This is a genomic window from Rathayibacter sp. AY1E3 (assembly GCF_002932235.1).
GTDB lineage: Bacteria > Actinomycetota > Actinomycetes > Actinomycetales > Microbacteriaceae > Rathayibacter.
This window is the reverse complement of the sequence record NZ_PSVN01000012.1, coordinates 1-22,813: the sequence shown is the minus strand read 5'-3', so window position 1 is coordinate 22,813 and position 22,813 is coordinate 1. Positions and strand designations below refer to the sequence as shown.

Here is a 22,813-nt window from a genome sequence, read left to right as displayed (position 1 = left end):
TGATGCCTTTCGTGGAGAACGGCCGGCGCCTCCTGTCGGGGAGGCGCCGGCCGCGAGGGGGTGGATCAGCCCTTGCTGAGTGCCGCGTAGCGGAACTTGAACGAGGCGTCGAGGGTGTCCTCGGCTCCGCTCACGGTGCTGCCGACGACCGCGACCTGCGAGCCCTGCAGGTAGGGGACGGTCGAGAGCTGCGCCGCGACCTTCTCCTGGATCTGCTCGATCAGCGCGGTGCGCGCGTCGGCGTCGGTGGTCGAGACCTGCTGCGCGATCAGGCTCTGCACCTCGGCGTCGTCGAAGTGGTTCGCGAGGAAGTTCTCCTTGATGAAGAACGGCGAGAGGTAGTTGTCGGCGTCGGAGTAGTCGGGGAACCAGCCGAGCTGGTACGCCGGGTAGACGTCGCTCGAGCGGTCCTTCGAGTACTGCACCCACTCCGTGGTCTGCAGGTTCACGGTGAAGAGGCCGGTCGACTCCAGCTGGTCCTTGATCAGCGCGTACTCGTCGCCCGAGGACGGACCGTAGTGGTCGTTCGAGTACTGCAGGTTCAGGGTGACCGGAGCGGTGACGCCGGCGGCCTCGAGGGTCGCCTTCGCCTTGTCCGCGTCGGGCGCGCCGTTGCCGTCGCCGTAGAGCGACTTGAGCGGCTCGACCGCGCCGGTCAGGCCGGCGGGGACGTAGGAGTAGAGGGGGGTGTAGGTGCCCTTGTAGACCTGGTCGGCGATCTCGTCGCGGTCGATCAGGTCGGCGACGGCCTGGCGCACGGCGAGGGCCTTGGCGCTGTCGGCCTCGCCGGTCGTCGCGCCGAAGGGCTGGGTGTCGAAGTTGAAGACGATGTAGCGGATCTCGCCGCCGGGGCCGTCCACGACCTTGACCGTGTCGTTGCCGCGGAGGTCGTCGATGTCCGTCGCCGAGAGGCTGCGGAACGCGACGTCGATGTTCCCCTCCTGGATGTCCAGCTTGAGGTTGGACGAGTCCGCGTAGTACTTGACGTTGACGGTGTCCGTCTTCGCCTCGCCGAGAACGCCCTGGTAGTCCGGGTAGGCCTTGTACTGGATGAGGTTGTTCACGTCGTAGTTCGCGATCGTGTACTGGCCGGCGAAGGCGTCGCCCGAGACGATGTCGGCGTCCGCGGTCAGCTCGTCGGCCGAGAAGACCTCCTCGTCCACGATCGGGCCGGCGGGGCTCGAGAGGATCTGCGGGAAGGTCTGGTCGTTCTCGGACTTCAGCGTGAAGACCACGGTCGTGTCGTCCGGAGCCGCGACGCTGTCGAGGTTCGCCAGGAGCGAGGACGGGCCGTTCTCGGCCGCGATGCCGACCTGGCGGTCGAAGGAGAACTTCACGTCGGAGGAGGTGAGGTCGTGGCCGTTGGCCCACTTCAGTCCCTCCTTCAGCTTCACGGTGTACTCCGTGGGAGCGGTGAACTCCGCCGACTCGGCGATGTCGGGCTCGACGTCCGGGCTGCCGTAGGGGGTGTTCATCAGGAACGGGAACACCTGGTTCATCACGGCGAACGAGCCGTTGTCGTAGGAGCCCGCGGGGTCGAGCGTCGTGATCTTGTCGGTGGTGCCGATGGTCAGGGCCCCTCCGGCGCTTCCGCCGGACGAGTCGTTCCCGCCGGCGGCGCAGCCCGTCAGCACGAGCGCGACCGCGGCGAAGCCTGCGGCGGCGGCCAGTGCACGGGTGCCGCGAGTGGATGCGGAATTCATCTCCGTCTGCCTCTTCCTGTCAAGGATGGGATGCGGGCGCGCTCCGGGCGCGCGGACTCTCGGCACACAGATCTCCTGTGGGCTGTGGCGTCACGACACTGGACGCCCGCATTGCTGTTCCTCATAGGTAACACAGTTGGAAGCGCTCTCCGAACCGGCACGGGCGTGCGGCCGATTTCTTCACACGACCGCAACACGCTCACTCCGTGCGCAGCGCCCGCTTCTCGCGCTCGAGCTCGACCAGGCGCACCTGCACCGCGCGCGCCATCACCGGATCGGCGGACGCGCGCTGGAGCGCCCCGCGCAGCTCGGCGATCTCGCGGAGCAGATCGCGCTCGATGAGCGAGATCGCCACGTCGCGGGAGTAGCGGGCGAGCCCCTCCTCATCGGCGGCCGGGATCGGCGCCACCGCGAGCTGGCGCACCAGCGAGGCGAAGGGACCGGGGACGTCGCCGGCGACGTGCTCGACCCAGTCGCGGTCCTCCGCCCGCTCGAGGTTCGCGACCACGGCGTCGCGGACCACGCGGAGGGTCTCGTTGGTGACCGCCGCGTGCGCCGCCCGGGCCAGGAGCTCCGGACCCATCGCCTGCGGAAGCTGGAGCATCGCCATCAGCGCCTCGCGCTCGATGCGCGTGACGACGTCGACGGGCAGGTCGGCGATGCGCGCGCCGAGGGGCGCCTCGGCCGCGGGTGATCCGCCGCCGCCCCGGCCGCCCTGCTGGTCGCGGCCCTCGGGTCCGGAGGAGCGGGGCCTGGATCCGGCGGAGCGCACGGCGGAGTTGACCTCGGCCATGTCCAGGCCGAGCATCCGGGCGAGCTCGCGGGAGTAGCCGGGCCGCAGCGCCGGGTCGCGGATCTCGGCGACGACCGGGGCGGCCGCGCGCAGGGCCGCGATCCGGCCCTCGACCGTCTCGAGGTCGTAGCGGTCCAGCAGCTGCCTGATAACGAACTCGAACATCGGCTTCTTGTCGTCGATGAGGCGGCGGACGGCGTCGTCTCCGCGGTTCAGGCGCAGGTCGCAGGGGTCCAGGCCCTCGGGCGCGACGGCGACGAAGGTCTGCGCGGCGAAGCGGTGCTCCTCCTGGAACGCGCGCATCGCCGCCTTCTGGCCCGCCGCGTCGGGGTCGAAGGTGAAGACGACCTCGCCGACGCCGCTGTCGTCGCCCAGCACCCGGCGCAGCACCTTGATGTGGTCGACGCCGAAGGAGGTGCCGCAGGTGGCGACCGCGGTGGTGACGCCGGCGAGGTGGCAGGCCATGACGTCCGTGTAGCCCTCGACGACGACCACCCGGTGCCCGCGGGAGATGTCCCGCTTGGCGAGGTCGAGCCCGTAGAGCACCTGGGACTTGTGGTAGACGGGCGTCTCGGGGGTGTTGAGGTACTTGGGGCCCTTGTCCTCCTCGAGGAGGCGGCGGGCGCCGAAGCCGACGGTCTGGCCGGTCACGTCGCGGATCGGCCAGACGAGGCGGCCGCGGAAGCGGTCGTAGACGCCGCCGCGGTTGTTGCTGCTGACCAGGCCGGCCGTGGTCAGCTCCTCCTCCGAGAAGCCGCGGCGCTTGAGCGCGGTCGTGAGCCCGTCCCAGCCGTCGGGTGCGAAGCCGACGCCGAAGCGGTCGGCGGCGGCGCGGTCGAAGCCCCGCTCGCCGAGGAAGCGCCGACCGACGTCGGCGCCCGGGGTCGCGAGCTGCTCGCGGAAGTACTCCTCCGCGGCGTCGTTCGCGGCGAGGAGGCGCGCTCGCCCGCCGGTCTCGGGCGCGCGGCCGTCGCCGTCCTCGTACTGCAGCGGGAAGCCGATCCGCCCGGCGAGGCGCTCGACGGTCTCGCTGAACGAGCTGTGGTCCATCTTCATGATGAAGCTGTAGACGTCGCCCGACTCCTGGCAGCCGAAGCAGTGGTAGAAGCCGGCCTGCGGGCGGACGTGGAAGCTGGGGCTGCGCTCGTCGTGGAAGGGGCAGAGGCCCTTCAGCGAGCCGATGCCGGCCGACTTCAGCGTGACGTACTCGCCGATCACGTCGCCGATGTTCACCCGCGCCTTGACCTCCTCGACATCTGACTGTCGGATCCGAGGCATGGGGTCCATCGTATCGGCCGCCGGGGCCGCCGAGCCGGGGTGGGGAGAACTGCACCAGGGCGGCGCGGATCACCCCGAGACCTGTGATCCACCCGCACCCCGAGATCAGGGTCATCCCTGATCCGCACCCGCCCGCCGTCTCCGAGAATCGACCCATGCCCCCTGCCGCCTCCCGCCCGCCTCTCCTGCGTGCTCTGCTCGTCGCCCTGCTCGGCGGTCTCGTCCTGGGCGGGCTCACCAGCCTGCTGCAGGGCTCCCTCCCGCCGTCGGTGAGCTCGTTCGCCAACTCCTCCGGGGGCTGGTCCATGCTCGTGTTCGCGCTCGTACGCCTCGGCGGCGCCCGACCGGCGGCGGCGACCGCTCTCGGCCTGCTGAGCTTCTGGGCGCTGCTCGAGGGCTACGACCTGGTGACCGCGGCGCGCGGCTTCGGCTACTCGCCTCCCTTCACGGACGTCTTCTGGCTGCTCGCCGTCCCCGCCGGGCCGATCCTGGGCGCCGCCGCCGCACTCACCCTCCACGGCTCGAGGACGTGGCGCGTCCTGGCTGTCGCGCCGCTCTCGGGCGTGCTGATCGGCGAGGGCGTCTGGGCGCTGGGCGTGGTCGCCGACACCACGAGTCCGGTGTACTGGTGGCTCCAGATCGTCCTGGGCGCGGGCTTCCTCGTCCTGGCCGTCGTGCGGAGGAGGCCGCGCGCACTCGTCTCGCTCGCGGCGCTCGGCGTCACCGCGGCGGCCGCCGTCGCCTTCTTCGTCGTCTACTCCGCGCTGTGAACCGTTCGAGAGGGACGTCGCGGACCCTCCGCGCACTCGCGGGTTCCGCCCTCCTCCTGGCCCTCGCCGGGTGCACCACCACGGCGGACACCCCGGTCGCGCCGCCGTCGTCCGCCTCCATGCCGTCGTCGGCGTCCTCCGCCACCCCTCCTCCGATCGACGTCTCCGCCGAGCTGGCCGTGCTCGAGAACGAGTTCGACGCCCGGATCGGCGTCAGCGCCGTCGACACCGGCTCGGGTCGCCGGGTCGATCACCGGGCCGACGAGCGCTTCGGCTTCGCCTCGAGCCTCAAAGCCCTCGCCGCGGCGGAGTTCCTGCGCACCGTCCCCGCCGCCGAGCGGGACGAGGTGGTCACCTGGACCGTGGCCGACGTCGAGGCGGCGGGCTACTCCCCCGTCACGGAGGAGAGCACCGCCACCGGCCTGCCGCTGTCGCAGCTCGCCGAGGCGGCCGTCCGCCGGAGCGACAGCACAGCGCTGAATCTCGTCCTCCGGCGCCTCGGCGGACCCTCCGCCCTCGACCGAGGACTGGAGGCTCTCGGCGACACCACCACCGAGGTGGTGAACGAGGAGCCCGCTCTGAACACGATCGAGCCCGGCAGCATCGACGACACCACCACCCCGGCCGCATTCACGGCGGACCTCGTCGCGGTCGCCACAGGTGACGTGCTGTCCGCGGAGGACCGGGCACTCCTGCTCGACTGGATGAGCGGCAACGCGACCGGCGACACTCTCGTCCGGGCGGGCGCTCCGGCCGGCTGGAGCGTCGCGGACAAGTCCGGGGGCGCCGGCGGGATCCGCAACGACGTCGCCGTGGTGACGCCTCCCGGGCGGGACGCGGTCGTGCTGTCGATCCTCTCGTCGCGCAACGACCCCGAGGCGGACTACGACGACGCGCTGGTCGCCCGAGCCGCGGCCGTCGTGCTGGGAGCCCTGCGGTAGCGTCCGCCCGGCGTCAGCAGTGCCGGTTCACGTAGCCCGGTGCGCCACGGGGGACGACGTCGCGGTCGCGGAGGGTGACCGAGATGCTCCGGCCCTGCGCGGCGCAGGCCTCGGAGTAGGCGGACCGGCCGTTGTCGGTGTACTCGATCTCGTAGACCTGGCGCCCGTAGACGTCCGTGTACGCCGCGCACTCGTCGTAGACCTGGCACTCCTCGACGACGGCGAAGTCGAAGCCGACCGTCCTCTTCCCGGCAGCGGCGAGGTCGGCTCCGTTCTTCTGGCCGATCGCCAGGCCGGAGCGGTGAGCGCGCGCCGTCAGGAGGGTGGCGAACGCCAGCGCCTGCGACTTCGTCAGCCTCCCGCCCGAGCGGGTGTAGCTGTCCAGATTGTCGGCCTCGACGGCGTCGAAGCCGTCCTCGGCGCAGCCGTCGATCCAGGCGCCGACGATCGCGAGCAGAGCGGTCCGCTTCGCGGAGGTCGAGACGTCGAAGAGGTACTCGTCCGGCCAGCCCGGATCGGCGAGGGGCTTCCCGTCCGCTCGCCTCACCAGGAGCTCGGGGTGCCGCTTCGCGAAGGCGGCGCTCTCGCCGGGCTGGGTCTGGAAGGCGTTCACGTAGCAGATGCTGTAGCGGCCGGCGGCGGGCGCGTCCGTGCGGTCGCGGTCGACGATGGTGACGCTCGACGCCGGAGCGTAGGCGCCTCCCAGCTGGTAGTCGAGGACGCCGTTCGCGGGAGGGAGCAGCGGTGCCGCCGAGGCCGCGGCGGGCTGGATCAGCAGCAGCCCCGCGACGACCAGGGCGAGGAGGCCGAGCCGGGGCCGACGCGGCCTCATCCGGGAGCTCCCGGCGTGCGCCCTGCGGCTCGCACGCCCGTGGCCGCCGGCAGCGCGCCGAGTGCGAGCTCGCCGATGACCGCGATGCGGTCCGCCGGTGCTCCGTCGCGGGCCTGCGTCGACATCCCGCTGAGCACGGCGACGACGAAGGCGGCGACGGATCCGGCGTCCGTCTCCGGCGGCACGTCGCCCTCCTCTATCCCGCGCTCGACTCGTGCGGCGACGAGCGCCTCCATCTCACGGCGACGGGCCTCGAGCCGCGGCTCGCTCAGCACGAAGCAGCCGGCAGGAGTGCCGGGCGCGGAGTACCCCTCCGCACTGACGCGGACGACAGCGGCGACGGCCTCGCGCGCCGTCGGCCGGTGCGAGTACAGCATCGGCTTGCTCATCCCCGACCGTGCCGCGATGCGGTCGACCCGCGCTCCCGCCAGCCCGTGCGCCGCGAACTCCTCCGTCGCCGCCTCGAGGATCCGCTGCCGTGTCCGCTCCGCTCCCACGCCCTCACCGTACCCGCCGCCCCGCGCCCCTCCGCGCCTCGCGGTGCGGTGCCCTCCCCGCCCTCCGAGCCGACCGGCCGACCCGCACACCAGCACATCGCCTCAGACGACGCACCCGGCTCCCTGGAACCCACCACCCCGACAAGCCGACCGCGGTGACGCCTGGCGGTGACCGGCGTGCCCCGGCACCGCTGAACGGCCGATCCGCGTGCCACCGGCACCGCCGAACGGGTGATCCGCGTAACAGCGGATCGCCCTAGGCGGACGCACCCCGCTCCCTGGAACGCACCACCTCGGCAAGCCGACCGCGGTGACGCCGGGCAGGATCGGCGGCACAGCTGAGCCGGGCGCCGCCCGGCTCAGCGCATCAGCACAGCCTCTCGAACCAGGCGAGGGCGCTCTGGTCGGTGAGGTTGGCGACCTGGTCGACGACGACGCGGCGGCGGGCGTCGTCGTCGGGGGCGGCGTGCCAGTCCTCGGCGAAGCCGGGCTCGAGGGTTCCCGGGCCGCGGTCGAGGAGCGTGTCGGCGAGGCGGGTGAGGACTTCGCGCTGCTGGGCGTAGATGGGCTGGCGGGTGTTCCGCGACATCACGAACGTCGCGACGATCCCCTTGAGCACGGCGATCTCGGCCTGCTGCTCGCGGGGGACGACGACGTGGCCGCCGAAGCGGACGAGGTCGGGGTGCTGGTACGCCTCGCGGGTGGCCTCGGTGGCGGCGGCGGCGAAGCGGCCGATGAGCTGGCTGGTGAGGTTCTTGAGCCGGGCCTGGTCGCGGCGGGAGCCGTCCCAGGAGGAGACCCACACGTCGAGCGAGTCGAGACGGTCGAAAGCGGCGACGAGCTCGTCGTGTCCGACCTCCCCACCGACCCAGGAGTGCATCGACTGCACGAGGTCCTCGTGGTCGGCGCGGGAGCCGAGTGCTTCGACGTCGATGTAGCCGGAGACCACCGCGTCCTCGAAGTCGTGCACGGAGTACGCGATGTCGTCCGAGAGGTCCATCACCTCGGCCTCGATGCAGCGCACCCCCTCGGGGGCGCCCTCGCGCATCCAGGCGAACGCGGGAGCGTCGTCGGCGTAGAACCCGAACTTGGCTCGCCCCGACGGGTCCGCGACCGAGCGCGTGTCGGGCCAGGGGTACTTGCAGCTCGCGTCGATGCTGGCGCGGGTGAGGTTCAGCCCGTAGGGGCGGGCGTCGTCGCCGAACACCTTCGGCTCGAGCCGCGTGAGCAGCCGGAAGGTCTGCGCGTTGCCCTCGAAGCCGCCGATCCCCTCGGCCCAGGTGTTGAGCGCGCGCTCGCCGTTGTGCCCGAACGGCGGATGCCCGATGTCGTGCGCGAGGCAGGCCGTGTCGACGACGTCGGGGTCGAGGTCGAGGCTCGTGGCGAGCTCCCGGCCGATCTGCGCCACCTCGAGCGAGTGGGTCAGGCGGTTGCGCGCGAAGTCGACGCCCGCCGTGGGGCTGAGCACCTGGGTCTTCGCGGCCAGGCGGCGGAGCGCGCTGGAGTGGAAGAGCCGGGCGCGGTCGCGGGCGAAGTCGGAGCGGCGGGTCGAGTGGTCCTCCGGCAGGAATCGCTCGGTGTCGACGAGCGAGTACCCCCAGAGCGCGCGGTCATCCACCGCTGTTGTGGATCTCGGCGGCCGAGACCGCGTCGCGCTGCCCGGCGTCGAGCTCGCGGGACTCGAGCCAGCGGTCCGGGAGGGAGGGGACCTTGGGCGAGCCGGCGCGGCCCCGCTGCCCCTCGGCCGCCTCGCCCGGATAGGGCTGCGTCCAGTCGAGCGTCGCCAGGAGCTCGTCGAGCTGCGCGAGCGACTCGACGGTGGCCAGGCGGGCGCGGAGGTCGCCGCCGACGGCGTAGCCCTTGAAGTACCAGGCGACGTGCTTGCGGATGTCGCGGCAGCCGCGCTCCTCGCTCTCGAAGAAGTCGACGAGCAGCTCCGCGTGGCGGCGGAACGCCTCGGCGACCTGTCCGAGCGAAGGGCGGAACCGCTCGTCGGAGCCGGCGAACGCGGCGGCGAGGTCGCCGAAGAGCCAGGGGCGCCCGAGGCAGCCGCGACCGACGACGACTCCGTCGCAGCCCGTCTCGGCCATCATCCGCAGCGCGTCCTCGGCCGACCAGATGTCGCCGTTGCCCAGCACGGGCACGCTCGTGACCGTCTCCTTGAGCATGGCGATCGCCGACCAGTCGGCGTGCCCGCTGTAGAACTCGGAGGCGGTGCGCGCGTGCAGCGCGATCGACGCGACTCCGGCGCCCTCGGCGGCACGGGCGGCCTCGAGGTAGGTGAGGTGGTCCGGGTCGATGCCCTTGCGCATCTTGACGGTGAGCGGGACGTCGCCGGCGGCCTTCACGGCGCCCTCGACGATCTGCCGGAACAGCGGGAGCTTCCACGGCAGGGCCGCTCCCCCGCCCTTCCGGGTGACCTTGGGCACGGGGCAGCCGAAGTTGAGGTCGATGTGGTCGGCCCGGTCCTCGGCGACGAGCATGGTGACCGCCTCGGCTACCGTGACCGGGTCCACTCCGTAGAGCTGGATCGAGCGCACCGACTCGCTGGGGTGGTGGCGGATGAGGCGCATCGACTCCGGCGTGCGCTCGACGAGCGCGCGGGAGGTGATCATCTCGCTCACGTAGAGGCCGTTGCCGAACTCGCGGCAGAGGCGGCGGAACGCCGTGTTGGTGATGCCCGCCATGGGGGCGAGCACCACCGGCGCGTCGAGTTCGAGGGGGCCGATCCGGAGCGCCGGCGCGGTGCGCGCGGGCGGGGCGGCCGTGAGAGTGGAGGACATCGGTATCGATTCTCCCAGATCCTGTGTTGGGGAAGGCGGAGTGACGAGCAGAGAGGCGGAGAGATGAACGGGAGCACACCTGTGGAGGACGGTTCGCAGCGGCTGGAGGCGGACGCGTCCGCCCGCGGCCTGGCGGTCGAGATCGTGGAGAGGCCCGCTGCCGGCAGCCTGCACGAGGCGGCCGCGCTGCTCGGCATCGAGCCCGGCGACATCGTGAAGTCGCTCGTGGTGAAGCGCCACGACGGCGGCTACCTGTTCGCCCTCGTCCCCGGCGGGCGGCAGATCGCGTGGCCGAAGCTGCGCGCGGTGGTCGGAGTGAACAAGCTCCGCCTCCCGGACGAGACGGCCGCCCTCGAGGCGACCGGCTACCGGCGCGGCACCATCACCCCGATCGGCTCCAAGACGGCCTGGCCGGTCTACGCCGACGAGCGGATCCTCGGCCGCCGCGTGGCGATGGGAGCCGGCGCCGACGGGCGCAGCGCCTTCGTCGACGCGGACGCCCTCGTGGCCGCCTACGGCGCGACCGTGGCCGACATCACCGTGGAGGAGCCTCCGCGCTGATCGGCGGCACCTCGGCCTGCGGTTCCGCGGCCTGCGGCACGGCGCAGACGCCGTCCTCGCACAGCGGCCCGCCGGAGTCGCCGAGCATCTCGAACGGCCCGCTCACGCGACGGCCGCCCGCTGCTCCAGCACGTGCTCGAGGACCTCGGTGAACGCCGCCGGCTCCTGGGCGCCGGAGACGCCGAAGCGCCCGTCGAGGACGAAGAACGGCACCCCCGAGATCCCGTACTCGCGGGCCTGGGCGATGTCGGACTGCACCCGCCCGAGGTAGCGCCGGTCCTCGAGAGCGCGGCGCGTCTCCGCCGGGTCGAGCCCGACCTCGCCGGCGAGCGAGGCGAGCACCTCCGGATCGGCCAGGTCGCGGCCCTCGACGAAGTACGCGCTCAGGAGACGCTCGACGAGCTCGAGCTGCAGTCCGTTCTCCTTGGCGTGGTGGAGCGCCTGGTGGGCGGTGACCGTCTTGACGTGGCGCACCGACTCGAAGTGGTAGTCGAGGCCGACGCTCGCCGCGATCGCCGTGACGGAGTCGAGCATCTGCTGCGCCTGCGCCTCCGGGATGCCCTTGTGCTCGGCGAGGAACGCCGCCTCTCCCCCGCGGTAGTCCTCCGGCGTGTCCGGCGAGAGCTCGAAGCTGCGGTACTCCACGACGACCTCCGGAGCCTCGGGGTGCGCGGCGCGGAAGGCCTCGAGCCCGCGCTCGAACCGGCGCTTCCCGATGTAGCACCAGGGGCAGGCGATGTCGGACCAGACGTCGACGGACAGGGGGCTCGGCTCAGCACTCACCCCCAGGACAACGGAGGGGGCGCCCCGCTATTCCCGCAGCACGCGGACGAGCTCGTCCACGTCGGACTCGTCGTTCCAGAGGTGGAAGGCGATGCGGAGCCGGCCGCCGCGGCCCGAGACGCGCAGACCCGCGGCCTGCAGCAGCTCCAGGTCCGCTCCCCCCTCGTCCGGCCAGGACACGAGCGCCCGGTGCTGAGGCTCCCGGTCCAGCCGCTCGCACAGCAGGTCGCCGAGGCCGCAGGCGTGCGCCCAGACCGCGTCGAGGTCGAGCGAGCGGAACAGAGCGAGCGACGCCTCGGCGCCGGCGAACGCCTGCCAGGCCGGCGAGACGTCGAAGCGGCGGGCGTTCTCGGCCAGGTGCATGGCCGGTCCGTAGCAGGACGACCACACGTCCTCCCCCGAGTACCAGCCCGCCTGCACGGGGACGAGCTCGGCCGCATAGTCGGGCGAGACGGTGAGGAACGCCACTCCGCGCGGCGAGCACAGCCACTTGTAGGCGTGGGTGAGGGTCGCGTCGAAGCGGGAGGCGTCGACCGGCAGGACGCCGGCCGCCTGCGTGAGGTCGCACGCGGTCCGCACTCCGTGGCGCGCGGCCGCCTCGAGGACGGCGTCGAGATCGGCGAGCGCTCCGCTGCTGGACTGCACGGCGGAGAAGACGACGAGGTCGTCCCCGTCGTCGACGGAGTCGGCCAGCGCCTCGAGCGCGACGGAGCGCACGGTCACTCCGCGGTGCGCCTGGGCGAGGAAGGGGAACACGATGGAGGAGAAGTCGCCGTCCACGCAGAGCACGCGGGCCCCGTCGGGCAGCGAGGCGGCGAGCACGGCGGCCATGGCGGAGGTCTGCGAGCCGATGGCGACCCGGTCGACCGGAACGCCGGAGATCGCGGCGAACGAGGCACGCGCGCGCTCGGCGACAGCGCCGTAGGCGGCGGCCGTGCTCTCCCCGGACGACCAGCCGTCGAGGTCCGCCCGCAGCGCCTCGACGGTCTCCCGCGGCGGCAGGCCGAGGGTGCAGGCGTTGTGGTAGCCGCGGGCACCGGCGAAGCGCGCGCGCAGGTCGGCGGAGTTCGGCAGTGCGGTGCTCACCTCTCGAGGATGACGCTCCGTAGCCGGATCGCCAAGACCGGGGAGCGACCGGGCGCGTCGGCGGCGGGCCCGGTCAGCGGGCGGCGAGGGCGTGCGCCTGCTCGAGCACGGCGACGACCTCGCGGGCCTCGCGGACGTCGACCGGCGAGGGAGCGCCGTCCAGGAGCGACCGCGCGACCTGCTCGAGGAACGCGGCGTATCGTCCCCACTCACTCGGCACGGGGTGTGCGCCGGAGTCGTCGACGAGGACGCCCCATCCCTCCGGCGCTACCTCGCCGAAGCCGTCGTCGTCCGGTCGGGCGCCGCCGGTGCGGAGCGCGGTCTCCTGCGGATCGAGACCGTCGACGCTGAAGGCGGCGCGGGTGCCGAGCACGCGGAAGCGGGGGCCGGTCGCCCGGGCGACGCGGCTCATGGTGAGGTGGGAGCGGACGCCGCTGTGATGCAGGAGCGAGACGAACGCATCGTCCTCGCTCGCCGAGCCCTCGTGGACGGTCCGGGTCTCGGCCGCCGTGACGACCGCCGGGCCGAACAGCAGCAGCGCCTGGTCGACCAGGTGGCTGCCGAGATCGAAGAGGATCCCGCCGCCCGCGGCCGAGCCCGTCTCGCTCTGCCACCGGCCCGTCTTCGGCGCGCTCCAGCGCTCGAAGGTCGACTCGAAGCGGAGGACCTCGCCGAGGACCCCTTCGCCCAGGAGGCGGCGGAGCGTGAGCAGATCGGCGTCCCAGCGCCGGTTCTGGAAGACGAAGACGGGCGCACCGCTCCGCTCGGAGGCGGCGATGATCGCGTCCGCGTCGGCCGTGCTCGGTGCGAAGGGCTTGTCGATCACGACGGCGACCCCGGCCTCGAGCACCCGGACGGCCTGCTCCCGGTGCACCGACGGCGGCGAGGCGAGCACGACCAGCTCCGGCCGCTCGGCGAGCACCGCGTCGAGGTCGGGCACGATCCGGGCCTCCGGATGCGCGGCGGAGGCCGCGGCCCTCCGACCGGCGTCGCGGGTGGAGACGGCGACGACCTCGAAAGCCGGGTCGGCCGCGAGGAACGGACCGTGGAAGACGCTGCCGGCGAGCCCGAAGCCGACGATCCCGGCCCGGATCACGAGGAGGCCCCCGGCACGTCGACCGCGCCGCCGAAGCGGCGGGAGCGGCCGGAGTAGTGCTCGATCGCGTCCCAGAGGTCGGTCCGCGTGAAGTCCGGCCAGAGCCGGTCGAGGAACACCATCTCGGCGTAGGCGCTCTGCCAGAGCAGGAAGTTGCTGGTGCGCTGCTCGCCGGAGGAGCGCACGAAGAGGTCGACGTCCGGCATCTCCGGCACGTAGAGCGCCTTGGCGATGGTCTTCTCGGAGATGCCGGAGGGCTTGAGCCGCCCCGCCTGGACCTCGGCGGCGAGCCGCTGCACCGCGTCGGCGATCTCGGTGCGCCCGCCGTAGTTGACGCACATGGTGAGGGTGAGCACGTCGTTGTCCGCGGTCATCCGCTCGGCGAACTGCAGCTCGTTGATCACCGACGCCCACAGGCGCGGCTTCCGGCCGGCCCAGCGGATGCGCACGCCCCACTCGTTGAGCTGATCGCGGCGGCGGTGCAGCACGTCGCGGTTGAAGCCCATCAGGAAGCGCACCTCCTCGGGCGAGCGCTTCCAGTTCTCGGTCGAGAACGCGTAGACGCTGAGGTGCTTCACGCCGATCTGGATCGCTCCGGCCACGACGTCCAGCAGCGCCGTCTCGCCGCGCTTGTGCCCCTCGATCCTCGTCAGGCCGCGGGAGTTCGCCCAGCGGCCGTTCCCGTCCATCACGATGGCGACGTGCCCTGGGACGGCCTTCCGCGGGATCGCGGGCGGGTGGATCCCGGTCCAGTCGAGGGGGCGGTACGGCTCGGCGTCCTTGTGGGTGAAGGGCTTCATCGGGTGACGTGCTCCAGGGATCTCAGACCGCGTTCGAGGTGGAACTGCGTGTAGGCGGCGACCACTCCGCTCGCCCGCGACCGCGTGGTCGGCTCGGTGGTCTCGGCGTGGGCCCAGTCTCCCGTGAGCAGTGCGCCCAGCAGGACCACGACCTCCGGAGCGACCCGCGGTGCTCCGGGCGGCGTGCAGTCGGCGCAGACGACGCCTCCGAGCTGCACCACGACCGCGCCGTGGGGCCCGGGAGCGCCGCAGCGCGCGCAGTCCTCGAAGCTGGGCGCCCAGCCCGCGATCGAGAGCGCCCGCAGGAGGTAGGAGTCGAGCGTCAGCACCGGCTCGTGCTCGTGCTTCGAGAGCGAGCGCAGGGCCCCGACGAGCAGCAGGTACTGCTGCAGGGAGGCGTCCGCGTCGGTGAGGCGGTCCGCCGTCTCGACCATCGCGCTCGCCGCCGTGTAGCTGTCGTAGTCGGCGGCGATCAGCGCACCGTAGGCGCCGAGCGACTCGGCCTGCGTGACGATGTCGAGGCTCCGGCCCTCGTAGAGCTGGAGGTCGGCGACCATGAACGGCTCGAGCCGCGAGCCGAACTTGGAGCCGGTCTTGCGCACGCCCTTCGCCACCGCGCGGATCTTGCCGTGGCTGCGCGAGAGCAGCGTCACGATGCGGTCGGCCTCGCCCAGCTTGTGCGTGCGGAGCACCACGGCTTCGTCGCGATAGGTGGGCATCCTCCGATTATCCCCCCGACCCCCGACACCCGGCTGGCAGCCCGGCCGGAGCAGGGCCCGCGCCGTGGAACGATGTCCGGGTGGCAGCCTCCCTCTTCGAGATCCCGGCCTGGGCCGACCTGCTCGCGATCGCCATCGGCTGCCTCCAGGGCGCGATGTTCGCGGGCGAGTTCCGCGACCGCCGGATCGACCTGCTCGGCGTCACGATCATCGGCACGGCCACCGGCCTCGGCGGCGGCGTGCTCCGCGATCTGCTGCTCCAGACGCCCCTGGTGGCCCTGCACACCGACGCGTACCTGATCGTCGCGGTGACCGCCTCGCTGCTCGGGATGCTGCTCCAGCACCTGCTGAACCGGGTCGACGGGACGATCACCGCCCTCGACGCGCTGACCCTCGGGCTCTTCGGCGCGATCGGCACCACGAAGGCCCTGTCGCTCGGCGTGCCGGAGGTGCCGGCCGTGTTCGTCGGCACCGTCTCGGCCGTCGGCGGATCCGTCGTCCGCGACATCCTGCTGAATCGGCCGATCGCGCTGATGCACGTCGGCTCGCTCTACGCGGTCGCGGCCTCGGTGGGCACGGGCGTCCTGGTCCTCGCGCTGCGCTTCGGAGTGACGATCGACTTCGCCGCGCCGCTCGCGGTGGGCGTGACCACGGTCATCCGCCTGCTCGCGGTCCGCTACGGCTGGAGCCTGCCCGAGCAGCGCGCGCTCAGCGGGGTGCCGCGCCTGCGCTGGCGCCGCCGGACCTAGCGGCGGCCGACTCGGACGCAGGGAGCGGAGTCCCGCGCGGTCCGCGCACGGGAACGCCGGGGGAGCCGCGACGCGTCACGGCTCCCCCGGCGGGGATCGGGCCCGATCAGGCGGAGGCGCCGGCCAGCTCGCGGACCGGGACCTCCTCGCGCAGGGCGCGGTTGACGGCCGAGACGATGGCCTTGAGGGAGGCGGTCGAGATGTCGGCGTCCACGCCCACGCCCCACAAGGTGCGGCCGTTCACCGTGCACTCGACGTACGAGGCGGCCAGCGCGTCGCCGCCGGCGCTGAGCGCGTGCTCGACGTAGTCGAGGACCCGGACCTCGACGCCCTGCTGCTCCAGCACGGCCTCGAAGGCGTTGATCGGGCCGTTGCCCCGCGAGCTGGCCGAGACGCGCTCGTCGCCCACCCGGAGGACCGCGTCCAGCGCGATGCTGCCGCCCAGATCGCTCGACGTGTTCGTGCGCAGCAGCTCGAAGCGGCCCCACTTCTCGTCGGCGCGCTCGGCGGGCGCGGGCAGGTACTCGTCCTGGAACACCGTCCAGATCTGCTCGCTCGTGACCTCGCCGCCCTCGGCGTCGGTCTTGGCCTGCACGACGCCCGAGAACTCGATCTGCAGTCGGCGCGGCAGGTCGAGCGCGTGGTCCGTCTTCAGCAGATACGCGACTCCGCCCTTGCCGGACTGCGAGTTGACGCGGATGACCGCCTCGTAGGAGCGGCCCAGGTCCTTCGGGTCCACCGGCAGGTAGGGCACGGCCCAGGTGAGCTCGTCGACGCTGCGGCCGGTCCGCTCGGCCTCGGCCTGCATCGCCTCGAAGCCCTTCTTGATGGCGTCCTGGTGCGAGCCGCTGAAGGCGGTGAAGACCAGGTCGCCCGCCCAGGGGCTGCGCTCGGGCACGGGCAGCTGGTTGCAGTACTCGGCGGTGCGCTTGATGCCGTCCATGTCGCTGAAGTCGATCTGCGGGTCGATCCCCTGGGTGAACAGGTTCACGCCCAGCGCGACCAGATCGACGTTGCCGGTGCGCTCGCCGTTGCCGAAGAGGCAGCCCTCGATCCGGTCCGCGCCGGCCAGGTAACCCAGCTCGGCGGCCGCCACGGCCGTGCCGCGGTCGTTGTGGGGGTGCAGCGACAGCACGATGTTCTCGCGCTGCGCGAGGTTGCGGCTCATCCACTCGATCGAGTCGGCGTAGACGTTCGGGGTGGCCATCTCGACGGTGGCGGGCAGGTTCAGGATGACCTTGCGCTCGGGAGTCGGCTCGAAGACCTCGACGACGCGATCGCAGATCTCGCGGGCGAAGTCGAGCTCGGTGCCGGTGTAGCTCTCGGGCGAGTACTCGTAGTAGACGGCCGTGCCGGGGACGGTCGACTCCATCTCGCGGCACTTGCGGGCGCCGGCCAGCGCGATGTCGATGATGCCCTGACGGTCCTTGCGGAACACGACCTCGCGCTGCAGCACGCTCGTGGAGTTGTAGAGGTGCACGATCGCCTGGCGCGCGCCGCGGATCGACTCGTAGGTGCGCTCGATCAGGTGGTCGCGGGCCTGGGTCAGCACCTGGATGGTGACGTCCTCGGGGATCGCGCCCTCCTCGATGAGGCTGCGCACGAAGTCGAAGTCGGTCTGGCTCGCGCTCGGGAACCCGACCTCGATCTCCTTGTAGCCCATCCGGACCAGCAGATCGAACATGATGCGCTTGCGCTCGGGGCTCATCGGGTCGATGAGCGCCTGGTTGCCGTCGCGGAGGTCCACGGCGCACCAGCGGGGCGCGGCGGTGATGCGGTTCGACGGCCAGGTGCGGTCGGGCAGGTCCACGGCGATCAGCTCGTGGAAGGGACGGTACTTGCCGATCGGCATGGGCGACGGCTTCTGGTTGTTCAGCATGAGGTGCTCTCCCGGCGCAGTGGTGCGCACGTGTCTGTTCTCGCTCGTGACCGATCCCGCTCGCGTGCGGCTCCGCTGGTGGGCGGTGCCGGTCGGGCGGTCTCGCGGGGATCCGGATGCGGATCGACCTCGCGGGCGAGGGATGGTTCAGCCGACGACGGACTCCGCGACGAGGATGGCCTGAGGATCAGATCTCGTCGCGGCGGAGAAGGAGGAGCTGTCCGAAGCGCACCCGGTCAGGGTAGCACCGCCCCCGCGGCGCGTCACCCCGGCGCCCCGCTCTAGGAGACCAGGCCGTTCTCGTAGGCGTAGACCACCAGCTGCACGCGGTCGCGCAGGCCGAGCTTGCCGAGGGTGCGGCTGATGTGCGTCTTCACCGTCGCCTCGCTCAGGAACTCGGCGCGCGCGATCTCGGTGTTGCTCATCCCCCGCGCGGCCAGGTGGAAGATCTCGCGCTCGCGGTCGGTGAGGGTCGCGAAGGCGGGCGGGGTCTCGCGTCCGCTGCCCGCCGCTCCGAAGTGCTCGAAGAGCTCGCGGGTCGCGGAGGCGGCGACCACGGCGGTCCCCGCATGCACGGTGCGGACGGAGGCGAGGAGGAAGCCGGGCTCCGTGTCCTTCAGGAGGAAGCCGCTCGCGCCCGCCCGGATGGCGCGCGCGGCCGCCTCGTCGAGGTCGAAGGTGGTCAGCACGAGGATGCGCGGAGGCTCGACCCGCCGCTCCTGCGCGTCCGCGAGGATCCGCCGGGTCGACTCGATCCCGTCGACGCCCGGCATCCGGATGTCCATCAGCACGACGTCGGGGGCCAGCCGCGCGACCAGCTCCGCGCCCTCCGCCCCGTCCGAGGCCTCCCCGACCACCTCGAGGTCGGGCTGCGAGCCGAGCAGCATGCGGATGCCGGCGCGGAAGAGGGCCTGGTCGTCGACGAGGACGAGGCGGATGGTGTCGGTCATGCGGGGCTGCCTCCGGAGGCGAGGGGTGGGGCGGTGCGGGCGAGGGACGGGGAGGAGGGGAGGCGCGCGTCGACGACGAAGTCGTCCCCGACCGGGCCGGCGGCGAGCACTCCCCCGACGAGCGCGGCGCGCTCGCGCATGCCGACCAGGCCGTGGCCCTCGCCCGGCAGGGAGTCGCGCTCGACGTCGGCGCACCGGGCGTTGCGCACGGTCAGGGCGAGCTCGCCGCCGTCCTGGCGCAGGGCGATGTCGAGCGGCGAGCCCGGGCGGCCGTGGCGGAGAGCGTTCGTGGTCGCCTCCTGGGCGATGCGGTACAGTGCCAGACCGACGGCGCGCGGCACCGCCTCCAGGTCGACGGCGAGCTCGGCGCGGACGGGGGCTCCGGCTCCGCCCACGCTGTCGAGGAGGGCCGGCAGGTCGCGGGCGCCGGGCTGCGGGCCGTCGCTCTGCGAGTGCCGCAGCTGGGCGAGGAGCACGCGCACGTCGCCGAGGGCGTCCCGGGCGACGGAGGAGATGGTGAGCAGCGCGGTGTCGGTCTGCTCGGGGCTGGTGGCGCCGAGGTAGCGCGCGCCGTCGGCCTGCGCGATCACGACGGCGAGGGAGTGGGCGACGACGTCGTGCATGTCGCGGGCGATCCGGTTGCGCTCCTCCACGGTGTCGAGCTCGCGCTGCGCCCGGGCGCGCTCCTGCTCGGCCTGCGCGCGCAGGGTCTGGCCCTCACGCGCCCGGCGGACCGACCGGGAGAGCAGTCCGATGGTCCAGGAGAGGCCGAGCGTCGCGAGGATCCCGCCGAAGGTGGCTCCGGCCGACAGGAGGCCGTCGTAGGCGCTCGCGACGAGGTCGAAGACGAGGACGAGGTAGACGACGGCGACCACAGCGCCGAGGACGGCCGACACCGCGCCCGCGATCCGCACCCGCCGCGACTCCGACGCGCCGGCGCCGAAGAGGACGGCCAGGATGGCCAGATCCGCGGGTCCGGGAGCGAGGCTCGCGCTCATCTGCAGGGCGGCGCCGGCCCAGGCGATCGAGAGGGCGAGGACCGGGGACCGCCGGTGCAGCACCAGCGCGACCGCGAGCACGCCCGCGACCAGCAGCTGCATCGCGCCGTCCACCCCGGCGAACGGGAGGCCGGCGACGAGGAGGAGCACCAGCGCCTGACCACCGGCGACCCCCACCGCGAAGGGGTCCTGCGGACCGGCGACCCGGGTCAGCAGCGCGTCGATCCGATCGCCCGCGAGGACCGGCGCCCGCAGCGCGTTGAGGTACACGAGGACCTTCGCCGCACCGAGCACGGAGGCGACCGCGAGGGCGACCAGGGCGAGGACCACGAACTCCACGCGCGCCGGGAGCCCGGACGGATCGAGCGGGCCGGAGAGGCCGAGCGCGACGGTGACGCCGCCGATCCCGGCGAGGATCAGGCCGCCCGCGAGCGCCAGGGCACGGGTCCAGGGGCCCACCCGGCGGGTCGTCTGCCAGAGGACGACCAGGCCGACGAGCACCCCGTCGACGGGGACGCCGCCGAGCAGGACGCCTCCGTCGGCGAGCGCGCCGACCGCGACGAGCGAGGGGGCGAGCGCGGGCAGGAATCCCGCGACCGCGAGGGCCAGCGCGAGCACGAGGCCGCCGGCGATCCGCTCGGTCGGAGTGACCCCGGTGAGCCCGAGCAGCAGGTGGAGGGCGGCGAGCAGCGCCCCGGCGATCGGCAGGGCCGCCGGTCGGTCGAGGAGGGCGCGCATGAGGATCACGCTACGGGTCCGCGCGCCCGGGGGCGTCGTCCTGGAGGGTGACCGCCGTCGTCCTCCGGCGTCAGAAGCCCAGGCGCCCCAGCAGCTTCGGGTCGCGCTGCCACTCCTTGGCGACCTTCACCCGGATGGAGAGGAACACGCGGCGGCCCAGCAGGCGCTCGATCTGCTCGCGGGAGACGGCTCCCACCTCGCGCAGGCGCTGGCCGCCCTTGCCGATGATGATGCCCTTCTGGCTGTCGCGCTCCACGAAGACGTTGGCGTAGATGTCGATCAGCGAGCCGTCCTCGCGCTCGACCATGTCATCGAGCGTCACGGCGAGGGAGTGCGGCAGCTCGTCCGACACGCCCTCGAGGGCGGCCTCGCGGATGAACTCGGCGATCCGCGAGGACAGGTCCTCGTCGGTCACCGCCTCCTCCGGGTAGAGGGCGGGCGAGACCGGCATCAGGCGCAGGAGCTCGACGGCCAGGACGTCCAGCTGCTCCTCGGTCACGGCCGAGATCGGCACGATCGTGTCCCACTCGCGCAGCTCCGAGACGGCGAGCAGCTGCTTCGCCACGGACTTCTTCGAGGAGAGGTCGACCTTCGAGACGATCGCGACCTTCCGAGCGCGCGGGAAGGAGTCGAGCTGCTCGTTGATGAAGCGGTCTCCCGGGCCGATCGGCTCGTCCGCGGGGAACAGCATCCCGATCACGTCGACGTCGCCGAGGGTCGAGGTGACGAGCGAGTTCAGCCGCTCTCCGAGGAGCGTGCGCGGCCGGTGGATGCCGGGGGTGTCGACGACGATCAGCTGGCCGTCGGTGCGGTGCACCACGCCGCGGATAGCGCGCCGCGTGGTCTGGGGCTTCGAGCTCGTGATGGCGATCTTCTCGCCGACGAGGGCGTTCGTGAGCGTCGACTTGCCCACGTTCGGGCGGCCGACGAAGGACACGAAGCCCGCCCGGTAGGGTGCGGCGGCGGGAGTGGTGTCGGTCATCGTGCGTCCTCGTGCTGATCGCCCGTGGCTCCGCGGGTGGGAGCCGTGCTCGGGCTGGGGGTGGTGGTGCCGCCGTCCGCGATGATCGCGACGGGGCCGGTGCCGGGCTCGCCGGCGGTGTCCAGATCGGGATCGCGGCGGACGATCACCGTGGAGATGGTCCCACGGCGCGGGTCCGCCTGCTCGGCCTCGAGCAGCACTCCGCCGATCCGCGCCGTCGCGCCGCGCTCGGGGAGGCGCCCGTAGGCCTTGGTCAGCAGTCCGCCGACCGAGTCGACGTCGTCGTCCTCGAGGTCGAGCTCGAACAGCTCGCCGAGCTCGTCCACCGGCAGGCGCGCCGAGACGCGGTAGACCCCGGGCGCCGTCTCCTCGAAGAGGTCGACCTCGCGGTCGTACTCGTCGGAGATGTCGCCGACGAGCTCCTCGATGAGGTCCTCCAGCGTCACCAGGCCCGCGATGCCGCCGTACTCGTCGACCACCATCGCGAGGTGGTTGGACTCGAGCTGCATCTGGCGGAGCAGCTCGTCGGCCTTCTTCGACTCGGGCACGAACAGCGCGGGGCGCGCGAGATCGGCGACCGTGTCGTCGTCGTCCGGCCGCTCGTAGGTGTGCCGGGCCACGTCGCGCAGGTAGAGCACGCCGAGGACGTCGTCGACGCCGTCGCCGATGACGGGGAGCCGGGAGATGCCGCGGCTCAGCAGGAGCCCCATGCCGGCGCCGACGGAGGAGGTCGCCTCGATCGTCACCATGTCGGTGCGGGGCACCATCACCTCGCGCACGAAGGTGTCGTTGAACTCGAAGATCGAGTGGATCAGCTCGCGGTCGTCCTGCTCGAGCACGTCCTGCTCCGTCGCCTCGTCGACCATGCTGAGCAGCTGCTCCTCGGAGGAGAACCCCGCCGAGCGCCCGGTCCCCGGCGTCACCCGGTTGCCGAGAGCCACGAGCCCGTGCGCGACCGGACCCAGCGCGAGCCGGAGCACGTGCACGAGCGAGGCGCTGGTGGACAGGACCGCACGCGCGTTCGCGCGCCCGACGCTGCGGGGGCTGGAGCCGACCAGGACGAACGAGACCGCCGCCATGATCAGGACCGCCAGCAGGAGCGCGAGCCAGAGCTGCGGGACCTCGACGACCAGCACCGTGGTGACGAACACCGCGGCCGTCGTCTCGGCCGCGATCCGCGAGAAGTTGACGACGTTGACGTGGGCGCTCATGTCGCCCGCGATCGCGCGGAGAGCGCGGGCGCTGCGGGAGTGCTGGGCCATGTCGAGCAGGTCGCTGCGCGAGAGGACGCCGAGTGCGGCGTCGGTCGCGGCGAACCAGCCGCCGACGGCGACGAGCGCGAGGGCGGCGATGAGGAGCTGGAGAGTGGGCACGGCGCGCTCTAGCGGCGTCGCTCGCTGATGTGGAAGCCGACCAGGATGTCGCGCTGGATGCCGAACATCTCGCGCTCCTCCTCCGGCTCGGCGTGATCGAAGCCGAGCAGGTGCAGGAGCCCGTGGGCGGTCAGCAGCTGCAGCTCGTCGAGCACGGAGTGGCCGGCCGACTCGGCCTGGGACTGCGCGACCTGCGGGCAGAGCACGATGTCGCCGAGGAGCCCCGCGGGGGTCTGCTCGTCCTCGGTCCCGGGACGCAGCTCGTCCATCGGGAAGCTGAGCACGTCGGTCGGCCCCGGCTCGTCCATCCACTGCACGTGCAGCTGCTCCATCGCGCCCTCGTCGACCAGCACGATCGCGAGCTCGGCGTCGGGGTGCACGTGGAGCGAGTCGAGCGCGTAGCCGGCGAGGCGCAGCAGGGCGGCCTCGTCGACGGGGACGCTCGACTCGTTGTTGATCTCGATGCTCACGGGGGCGGGTCTTCCTTCGGTTCGGGAGGGGC

The 22,813-nt window shown here is 72.7% G+C and carries 21 protein-coding genes; 4 read left to right on the top strand and 17 right to left on the bottom strand.

Annotated features, from left to right (window positions below; all coding sequences use genetic code 11):
* Window positions 1-65: 65 nt before the first annotated feature.
* On the bottom strand, window positions 66-1,703 hold the full coding sequence (locus C5C53_RS11200; RefSeq protein ID WP_104223443.1) for an ABC transporter substrate-binding protein: 1,638 nt from the start codon (window positions 1,701-1,703) through the stop codon (window positions 66-68).
* A gap of 199 nt (window positions 1,704-1,902) precedes the next feature.
* A complete protein-coding gene (dnaG, locus tag C5C53_RS11195; protein WP_104267561.1) occupies window positions 1,903-3,774 on the bottom strand; it encodes a DNA primase in 1,872 nt (623 codons plus the stop codon).
* Between the two features lie 155 nt (window positions 3,775-3,929).
* On the opposite strand from dnaG, the gene C5C53_RS11190 reads away from it, so the two are divergent.
* Together C5C53_RS11190 and bla are read left to right on the top strand one after the other, a co-directional pair.
* Window positions 3,930-4,544, top strand: coding sequence for a DUF6518 family protein (locus C5C53_RS11190; protein ID WP_181127757.1), 615 nt, complete (start codon window positions 3,930-3,932; stop codon window positions 4,542-4,544).
* Window positions 4,541-5,485: a class A beta-lactamase gene (bla, locus tag C5C53_RS11185; protein ID WP_181127756.1), complete on the top strand. Its 945-nt coding sequence runs from the start codon at window positions 4,541-4,543 to the stop codon at window positions 5,483-5,485. The genes C5C53_RS11190 and bla overlap by 4 nt, the downstream gene beginning before the upstream one ends.
* 13 nt (window positions 5,486-5,498) lie before the next feature.
* Here the strand turns inward: bla and C5C53_RS11180 are convergent, their stop codons facing one another.
* From C5C53_RS11180 to dusB, 4 genes are all read right to left on the bottom strand, one after another.
* Window positions 5,499-6,317 carry an endo alpha-1,4 polygalactosaminidase gene (locus C5C53_RS11180; RefSeq protein ID WP_104267559.1) on the bottom strand — a complete coding sequence of 273 codons (819 nt, stop codon included), beginning with the start codon at window positions 6,315-6,317 and terminating at the stop codon, window positions 5,499-5,501.
* Window positions 6,314-6,814: a TetR family transcriptional regulator gene (locus C5C53_RS17470; RefSeq protein ID WP_104226690.1), complete on the bottom strand. Its 501-nt coding sequence runs from the start codon at window positions 6,812-6,814 to the stop codon at window positions 6,314-6,316. Before C5C53_RS17470 ends, C5C53_RS11180 begins: the two co-directional genes overlap by 4 nt.
* A 367-nt stretch (window positions 6,815-7,181) precedes the next feature.
* Complete coding sequence (locus C5C53_RS11170; RefSeq protein ID WP_104223438.1) at window positions 7,182-8,432, bottom strand: deoxyguanosinetriphosphate triphosphohydrolase; 1,251 nt, start codon at window positions 8,430-8,432, stop codon at window positions 7,182-7,184.
* On the bottom strand, window positions 8,425-9,597 hold the full coding sequence (dusB, locus tag C5C53_RS11165) for a tRNA dihydrouridine synthase DusB (protein ID WP_104247508.1): 1,173 nt from the start codon (window positions 9,595-9,597) through the stop codon (window positions 8,425-8,427). The genes C5C53_RS11170 and dusB overlap by 8 nt, the downstream gene beginning before the upstream one ends.
* A gap of 63 nt (window positions 9,598-9,660) precedes the next feature.
* On the opposite strand from dusB, the gene C5C53_RS11160 reads away from it, so the two are divergent.
* Complete coding sequence (locus tag C5C53_RS11160; protein ID WP_104267558.1) at window positions 9,661-10,158, top strand: aminoacyl-tRNA deacylase; 498 nt, start codon at window positions 9,661-9,663, stop codon at window positions 10,156-10,158.
* A gap of 102 nt (window positions 10,159-10,260) precedes the next feature.
* Here the strand turns inward: C5C53_RS11160 and C5C53_RS11155 are convergent, their stop codons facing one another.
* From C5C53_RS11155 to recO, 5 genes are all read right to left on the bottom strand, one after another.
* Window positions 10,261-10,941 (bottom strand): DsbA family protein, encoded by a 681-nt coding sequence (locus tag C5C53_RS11155; protein WP_104238217.1) that lies wholly within the window; start codon window positions 10,939-10,941, stop codon window positions 10,261-10,263.
* 27 nt (window positions 10,942-10,968) lie between these two features.
* The gene (locus tag C5C53_RS11150) at window positions 10,969-12,027 is read right to left on the bottom strand and encodes an aminotransferase class V-fold PLP-dependent enzyme (protein ID WP_104267557.1); all 1,059 of its coding nucleotides are present in this window, start codon (window positions 12,025-12,027) and stop codon (window positions 10,969-10,971) included.
* 73 nt (window positions 12,028-12,100) lie between these two features.
* Window positions 12,101-13,123 (bottom strand): Gfo/Idh/MocA family oxidoreductase, encoded by a 1,023-nt coding sequence (locus C5C53_RS11145; RefSeq protein WP_104267556.1) that lies wholly within the window; start codon window positions 13,121-13,123, stop codon window positions 12,101-12,103.
* Window positions 13,120-13,923 carry an isoprenyl transferase gene (locus tag C5C53_RS11140; protein WP_104234456.1) on the bottom strand — a complete coding sequence of 268 codons (804 nt, stop codon included), beginning with the start codon at window positions 13,921-13,923 and terminating at the stop codon, window positions 13,120-13,122. Before C5C53_RS11140 ends, C5C53_RS11145 begins: the two co-directional genes overlap by 4 nt.
* Entirely contained in the window at window positions 13,920-14,642 is a 723-nt protein-coding gene (gene recO, locus C5C53_RS11135; RefSeq protein WP_104223431.1) for a DNA repair protein RecO, read from the bottom strand. Before recO ends, C5C53_RS11140 begins: the two co-directional genes overlap by 4 nt.
* 80 nt (window positions 14,643-14,722) lie before the next feature.
* On the opposite strand from recO, the gene C5C53_RS11130 reads away from it, so the two are divergent.
* Window positions 14,723-15,391, top strand: a complete 669-nt coding sequence (locus C5C53_RS11130) for a trimeric intracellular cation channel family protein (RefSeq protein ID WP_104223430.1) — start codon at window positions 14,723-14,725, stop codon at window positions 15,389-15,391.
* Window positions 15,392-15,497: 106 nt separating this feature from the next.
* Here C5C53_RS11130 and leuA read toward each other — a convergent pair whose 3' ends face one another.
* The 6 genes from leuA to ybeY all read right to left on the bottom strand — a co-directional run bounded on the left by leuA (window position 15,498) and on the right by ybeY (window position 22,781).
* Window positions 15,498-17,270 (bottom strand): 2-isopropylmalate synthase, encoded by a 1,773-nt coding sequence (gene leuA / locus C5C53_RS11125; protein ID WP_104267555.1) that lies wholly within the window; start codon window positions 17,268-17,270, stop codon window positions 15,498-15,500.
* 281 nt (window positions 17,271-17,551) lie between these two features.
* Window positions 17,552-18,220: a response regulator transcription factor gene (locus C5C53_RS11120; protein ID WP_104234459.1), complete on the bottom strand. Its 669-nt coding sequence runs from the start codon at window positions 18,218-18,220 to the stop codon at window positions 17,552-17,554.
* Window positions 18,217-19,956, bottom strand: a complete 1,740-nt coding sequence (locus C5C53_RS11115) for a sensor histidine kinase (protein ID WP_146084669.1) — start codon at window positions 19,954-19,956, stop codon at window positions 18,217-18,219. The genes C5C53_RS11120 and C5C53_RS11115 overlap by 4 nt, the downstream gene beginning before the upstream one ends.
* Window positions 19,957-20,026: 70 nt before the next feature.
* Window positions 20,027-20,938, bottom strand: coding sequence for a GTPase Era (gene era / locus C5C53_RS11110; protein ID WP_104223426.1), 912 nt, complete (start codon window positions 20,936-20,938; stop codon window positions 20,027-20,029).
* Window positions 20,935-22,311: a hemolysin family protein gene (locus tag C5C53_RS11105; RefSeq protein WP_104223425.1), complete on the bottom strand. Its 1,377-nt coding sequence runs from the start codon at window positions 22,309-22,311 to the stop codon at window positions 20,935-20,937. The genes era and C5C53_RS11105 overlap by 4 nt, the downstream gene beginning before the upstream one ends.
* 8 nt (window positions 22,312-22,319) lie before the next feature.
* A complete protein-coding gene (gene ybeY, locus C5C53_RS11100; RefSeq protein WP_104223424.1) occupies window positions 22,320-22,781 on the bottom strand; it encodes an rRNA maturation RNase YbeY in 462 nt (153 codons plus the stop codon).
* Window positions 22,782-22,813 lie beyond the last annotated feature (32 nt).